The 6,649-nt window shown below is 35.5% G+C and carries 7 protein-coding genes; all 7 read left to right on the forward strand.

The window, feature by feature from the left end; all coding sequences use genetic code 11:
- Nucleotides 1-48: 48 nt before the first annotated feature.
- The 7 genes from cysK to lysS all read left to right on the forward strand — a co-directional run bounded on the left by cysK (nucleotide 49) and on the right by lysS (nucleotide 6,180).
- A complete protein-coding gene (gene cysK / locus D1606_RS10985) occupies nucleotides 49-978 on the forward strand; it encodes a cysteine synthase A (protein ID WP_119416055.1) in 930 nt (309 codons plus the stop codon).
- Between the two features lie 472 nt (nucleotides 979-1,450).
- On the forward strand, nucleotides 1,451-2,278 hold the full coding sequence (gene folP, locus D1606_RS10990) for a dihydropteroate synthase (protein ID WP_119416056.1): 828 nt from the start codon (nucleotides 1,451-1,453) through the stop codon (nucleotides 2,276-2,278).
- A gap of 49 nt (nucleotides 2,279-2,327) precedes the next feature.
- Complete coding sequence (folB, locus tag D1606_RS10995) at nucleotides 2,328-2,696, forward strand: dihydroneopterin aldolase (RefSeq protein WP_119416057.1); 369 nt, start codon at nucleotides 2,328-2,330, stop codon at nucleotides 2,694-2,696.
- Complete coding sequence (gene folK, locus D1606_RS11000; RefSeq protein ID WP_119416058.1) at nucleotides 2,693-3,223, forward strand: 2-amino-4-hydroxy-6-hydroxymethyldihydropteridine diphosphokinase; 531 nt, start codon at nucleotides 2,693-2,695, stop codon at nucleotides 3,221-3,223. The genes folB and folK overlap by 4 nt, the downstream gene beginning before the upstream one ends.
- A complete protein-coding gene (locus tag D1606_RS11005; protein WP_119416059.1) occupies nucleotides 3,166-3,372 on the forward strand; it encodes a helix-turn-helix domain-containing protein in 207 nt (68 codons plus the stop codon). The genes folK and D1606_RS11005 overlap by 58 nt, the downstream gene beginning before the upstream one ends.
- A 26-nt stretch (nucleotides 3,373-3,398) precedes the next feature.
- Complete coding sequence (gene dusB, locus D1606_RS11010) at nucleotides 3,399-4,427, forward strand: tRNA dihydrouridine synthase DusB (protein ID WP_119416060.1); 1,029 nt, start codon at nucleotides 3,399-3,401, stop codon at nucleotides 4,425-4,427.
- 262 nt (nucleotides 4,428-4,689) lie between these two features.
- Nucleotides 4,690-6,180 carry a lysine--tRNA ligase gene (gene lysS / locus D1606_RS11015; protein WP_119416061.1) on the forward strand — a complete coding sequence of 497 codons (1,491 nt, stop codon included), beginning with the start codon at nucleotides 4,690-4,692 and terminating at the stop codon, nucleotides 6,178-6,180.
- The last annotated feature ends 469 nt before the right edge of the window (nucleotides 6,181-6,649 follow it).

Below are 6,649 nucleotides of genomic sequence, written 5' to 3' on the forward strand. Positions count from 1 at the left end.
AAACTATAAAGCTTATTAAATTACTAGGGATTAGGAGTGGAATGGTAAATGAGTAAAATTGTAAACTCAGTAGTAGAATTGATTGGTAATACACCGATTGTAAAGTTGAATCATGTAACAGGTCCTAATGATGCTAATGTATATGTAAAACTAGAATATTTTAATCCAGGAAGTAGTGTTAAAGATCGTATTGCAGCAGCCATGATCGAAGCGGCTGAAAAAGAAGGTAAATTAAAACCTGGTAGTACAATTATTGAACCAACAAGTGGAAACACTGGTATCGGTCTTGCTATGGTTGCAGCTGCAAAAGGATATAAAACAGTAATTGTAATGCCTGATACAATGAGTGTTGAACGCCGAAATTTATTACGTGCTTATGGTGCAGAATTAGTTTTAACTCCAGGAGCAGATGGCATGAAAGGTGCAATTGCTAAAGCGGAAGAGTTATCAAACGAGAATGGTTGGTTCGTACCTCAACAATTTGAAAATCCAGCAAATGTTGAAGCACACCGTTTAACTACTGGTCCTGAAATTATTGAAGCATTTGATGGTTTAAGCTTAGATGCATTTATCGCAGGAGTTGGTACTGGTGGTACAGTAACAGGTACTGGTGAAGTACTAAAAGAAAAATTCCCTGACATTGAAGTAATCGCGGTAGAACCAAAAGATTCTCCTGTTCTTTCAGGTGGTAAACCAGGTCCACATAAAATCCAAGGTATTGGTGCTGGATTTGTACCAGAAGTATTAAACACTGAAGCTTACACTTCTATTTTCCCAGTTGAAAATGAAGATGCATTTGAAACAGCTCGTAAAGTAGCAAGAGAAGAAGGTGTATTAGCTGGTATTTCTGCAGGTGCAGCTATGTATGCAGCAATTGAAACAGCAAAACGTCTTGGAAAAGGCAAAAATGTTTTAGCGCTTCTTCCTGATACTGGTGAACGTTACTTTAGTACACCATTATATCGTTACGACGATTAATCATAAATTTATATATTTAAAGTGAGCATCCGAAAATATCGGATGCTCTTTTTGTTGAGATGAATTTAGCTTGTTAATGTAAATATATTCAAATTGGACATTCTTAGGGAGTACTTTTGATAAATTCTATATCTATGTTTCATGAATAGGTGTTGTTATACTGAAGAAAGATTAGTGTGTTTAGAATTCTTATGTACATTTTCAGCATATGTAAGAATGCTATAATAGAGATAAAAAAGATTGTATAGAGCACAGTTTCTACTTTAGCGACAAGCTATTTAAGAATAGGGGGAGCTTTCTTTATTTTCTGGGGAATAATAGATGGTTTATTTACATCAATGGTCGCTCCAACGATTACGATAGCTAGCTTTGCTAGATATAAAAGGAATAATGGTAAGAAGAAAATTAGCTATAAAGGGTAAAGCGTATTTATAAAAAGGATATATTATCTAATTTGAAAGGGAGTAGGAAAATGAATCTTGAAAAGTATAAAGTACTAACAATAGATGGTCATAGATTGGATTTTGCTAAAAAAACGTTTGTTATGGGTATTTTAAATGTTACACCTGACTCTTTTTCGGATGGTGGTAAGTATAACTCTGTCGATAATGCGGTTAAACATGCAAAAGAAATGGTTGCCGATGGTGCTAATATTATAGATATTGGTGGTGAATCTACACGACCAGGTCATACACCTATTTCTGCAGAGGAAGAGTTAAAACGTGTTATTCCTGCTATTAAAGCAATTCGCTCCGAAGTGGATGTATTAATTTCAGTTGATACATTTAAATCGGAAGTTGCACGTGCTGCTATTGAAGCAGGTGCACATATTATCAATGATATTTGGGGTGCTCAATATGACCCGGAAATTGCTAAAGTAGCTGCAGAACTTAACGTACCAATTATCTTAATGCATAATCGTAAAGATGAGGCTTACAGCAATAATTTTTGGGCGGATGCCAAAAGTGATTTAGAAAAAAGTATTCAAATTGCAAGTGAAGCTGGCGTCAAAGATGAATATATTTGGTTAGATCCTGGTATTGGTTTTGCGAAATCGCATGAGCAAAATATTGAAATGATGAAGGCATTACCGAACCTTGTAGATATGGGGTACCCAGTATTACTAGCAACATCTCGTAAGCGTATGATTGGAACAGTACTTGATCTTCCAGTAGAAGAGCGTATGGAAGGTACTGGAGCTACATGTTGTTATGGAGTCGACAAAGGCTGTCATATGGTACGCGTTCATGATGTAAAACCAATTGCAAGAATGATGAAAATGATGGATGCATTAAAGTAATTATGGTTAAAGTTTGAAATGTTATTGAAATGTTACGAGGAGGAACGTAATGGATTATATTCATGTTAAAGATATGGAATTCTACGGTTATCATGGAGTGTTACCAGAAGAAACGAAGCTTGGCCAAAGATTCCGTGTCACATTAGCTATAGCTACAGATTTACAACATGCAGGTGAAACGGACAACCTTGAACATACAGTAAGTTATGCAGAGGTTTATGATATTTGCAAAAAAGTTGTTGAAGGTAAACCATATAAATTAATTGAAACTGTTGCAGAAACGGTTGCAAAAGAAATAAGAGATGCTTATCCTGATAGTGTGAAAGGGATTAGAGTAGAAATAATTAAACCAGATCCGCCTATTCCTGGTCATTACAGAGAAGTATCTGTTGAAATAACTAGAGGAGTGTTTGCATGAACGAAGTCTATATCTCATTAGGATCCAATATGGGGGATAAAGAGGAAACATTGCGTCATGCTGTGCAACTATTGCAACAACAGAAGGAAATTGAAGTTGTTAAACTTTCATCAATTTATGAAACCGACCCCGTAGGATATACGAATCAAGATTTATTTTTGAATATGGTAGTTCAGGTGCGCACTACATTACCTGCTCAAGAGATGTTGGAGGAATGTCAAAAAATTGAACAGGCATTAAAAAGAGTGAGAATTATTCGTTGGGGGCCACGAACGATAGACCTTGACATTTTGTTCTATAATCATGACAATATTGAGACGGAGACACTGATCGTTCCGCATCCTCGTATGCATGAACGTGCCTTTGTTCTTGTACCTTTACTTGAGATTGATCCAAATCTAATATACCCTCCTACAGGCCTGGCATTAAGAACGATGCTTGAACTAGTTGGAAAAGAAGGCGTTAGACGATGGAAAACAGTCACTGGGGTATCAGAATTCGTGCTTTCAGAAAACTCAAAAGGATAAATCAAGACGAATTTGCTAAATTAACAGGTATACCCCTTTCGATTTTAGGGAAAATCGAAAGGGGAGAACGCCAGGCAACTGAAGATGAACTAAAAATTATAGCAAAAAATCTTAAGATAAATATAAACGAACTTAAAGGTGAAATTTAATATTCGCCTACGAAGGAGGATAAACGGTGACATTAACTAACGACAAACCGTTTAAAATTGGCGATATAATCATGGACAACCGTGTTGTACTTGCTCCCATGGCAGGTGTCTGTAATTCAGCATTTCGCCTTACAGTTAAAGAATTTGGAGCAGGTTTAGTATATGCTGAAATGATATCCGATAAAGGGATTGTACAACGTAATAGTAAAACGATGAATATGCTTTATATTGATGAACGTGAAAACCCTCTTTCGCTTCAAATCTTTGGCGGTAACAAGGAAACATTAGTTGAAGCTGCGCAATATGTAGATAAATATACGACAGCTGATATTATTGATATCAATATGGGATGTCCAGTTAATAAGATTATCAAATGTGAAGCGGGAGCTAAATGGTTGCTAGATCCAAATAAAATCTATGAAATGGTTTCAGCAGTTGTAGATGCTGTCGATAAACCTGTAAGTTGTAAAATGCGTATTGGTTGGGACGAAGATCATGTCTTCGCCGTAAAAAATGCACAGGCTGCAGAACGTGCAGGGGCTTCTGCCATTGCAATGCATGGTCGCACACGCCTTCAAATGTATGAAGGAAAAGCGAATTGGGATATTTTAAAAGAAGTAAAAGAAAACATTAATATTCCATTTATCGGGAATGGTGATGTTGAAACACCAGAAGATGCTAAACGCCTTTTAGAATATACAGGTGCTGATGGTGTTATGATTGGTCGTGCAGCGCTTGGAAATCCATGGATGATCTATCGTACGGTTGAATATTTAAAATCAGGAAAACTTATGCCTGAACCACCAATTCGTGAGAAGATAGATGTCTGCCTCTTACACTTTGATCGTTTGATGAAACTTAAAGGAGAAAAAATTGCTGTGCGTGAAATGCGCAAACATGCCTCTTGGTATTTAAAAGGGGTACGTGGAAATGGCAAGGCAAGAAACCTTATCAATCAGGCAGAATCTGCATTAGAGCTACATGCAATTTTGAACGAACTTGTTGAGGAAGTTGAAGGACGCGAAGAAACTGCTCAATCAATTGAAATCGTGTGATAGAGATAAATGCCTTTAGAGAGTGTCTTACAAGTGGAAAGTGCTTTAAGACACCCTCTAATGCTTACTTTATAACAACTTAAGGTATTATTTTTTTTAATACTATTTACACGTAGTTTTGAATCACTTCTTATTCTCTATGTCATATATAATATTAGATTTAGCAGAGAAATGAGTAGAAAGACGTGATTCATCACAGAAAATTGTGTACAATAAATACATTATGGACTGCTTAGCGGAACAAATATAAGGAGTGAAAATCGTGGCAGAAGAATTAAATGACCAACTTTTGGTGAGACGCCAAAAAATGGATTCTATAAGAGAACAAGGCTTAGACCCATTCGGTCAACGTTTTGAACGCACACATCTTTCCAACAAATTAAAAGAACAATATGCTGACTTATCAAAAGAAGAGTTAGAAGAAAATGATCATCTAGAACAAGTGATCATTGCTGGACGTATTATGACAAAACGTAGTAAAGGCAAAGTTGGATTTGCTAATATCCAAGATCTTGGTGGTCAAATCCAAATTTACGTACGAAAAGATGCAATTGGTGAAGAAGCGTATGATATCTTTAAACACGCTGATCTTGGAGATATCGTAGGTATTAAAGGTACAATCTTTAAAACACATGTAGGTGAACTAACTGTTAAAGCATTAGAATTCACTTTCCTATCTAAGTCTTTACGACCATTACCTGAGAAATTCCATGGCTTACAAGATGTAGAACAACGTTACCGTCAACGTTATTTAGATTTAATTACGAATGAAGATAGTAAACAAACATTTATTACACGTAGTCAAATCATTCGTTCTATCCGCAATTTCTTAGATAACAAGGGTTACCTTGAAGTTGAAACTCCAATGTTAAACTCTGTAGCAGGAGGAGCAGCAGCTCGTCCATTCGTTACACATCATAACGCATTAGATGCAACAATGTATATGCGTATTGCAATTGAACTATACTTAAAACGCTTAATTGTAGGCGGTCTTGAAAAGGTATATGAAATCGGACGTGTTTTCCGTAATGAAGGTGTTTCTACTCGTCATAACCCAGAGTTTACACTTCTTGAATTATACGAAGCATATGCAGATTTCCATGACATAATGGACCTTACTGAAGACTTATTTGGACATGTTGCTCAAGAAGTGCTTGGAACAACTCAAGTTCAATATGGTGAAAATACAATTGATCTTTCTAAAGGCTGGAAACGTCTACACATGGTAGATGCAGTTAAAGAAGCTACAGGAGTAGACTTCTGGAAAGAAATGACGAAAGAAGAAGCGCAAATTCTTGCTCGTGAACATCACGTTGATATTAAAGATAGTATGGAAGTGGGACATATCATCAATGAATTCTTCGAGCAAAAAGTTGAAGAAACATTAATCCAACCAACTTTTGTTTATGGACATCCAGTTGAGATTTCTCCACTTGCTAAGAAAAATGCTGAAGATCCACGATTCACTGACCGTTTCGAATTATTTATCGTACGTCGCGAACATGCAAATGCATTTACTGAACTAAATGATCCTATCGATCAACGTCAACGATTTGAAGCGCAAATGCGTGAAAAAGAGCTAGGTAATGATGAAGCTCATGAAATGGATGAAGATTTCTTAGAAGCTTTAGAATATGGTATGGCACCTACTGGTGGCTTAGGTATTGGTATTGACCGTATGATTATGCTTTTGACAAACTCTCAATCTATTCGTGATGTATTATTATTCCCATTAATGCGAGCACGTGACTAATTTATAAGAATACCTTAAGCGACGTTCACTTGGACAAAGAGAACGTCGCTTTTGTTTACTTTCCTAGCATATAAAATGTTCTAATATCATTATATTGATGAATATTAGATTGTGAATAAATATTATTTTAGAAAAGCTAAGTTTATTTTTCTGAAATAGCTTGTACATACAATGATATTGTGTTATATTAATTGAGCTGTTAATTTAATTAACACATTTCTTTTAGAAAAGATTTAAAAAATCTTGACAAATAAAAATCATTTTGATATAATATATAAGTCGTTTAGAAACGATGAAAATTAATCAATGACAACTATAGATTAGCAAAGACTTTTTAAAAAAAGTTCTTGACAAAAAATAAGTTGTTTGATATAATAATTAAGTCGCTGACAGCGATTGAACATGAACCTTGAAAACTGAACAAGCAAGATGTTAATCAATAAACTTTGTTTTTTTAACAAAGACAAAA

Source organism: Rummeliibacillus sp. POC4, assembly GCF_003576525.1.
GTDB lineage: Bacteria > Bacillota > Bacilli > Bacillales_A > Planococcaceae > Rummeliibacillus.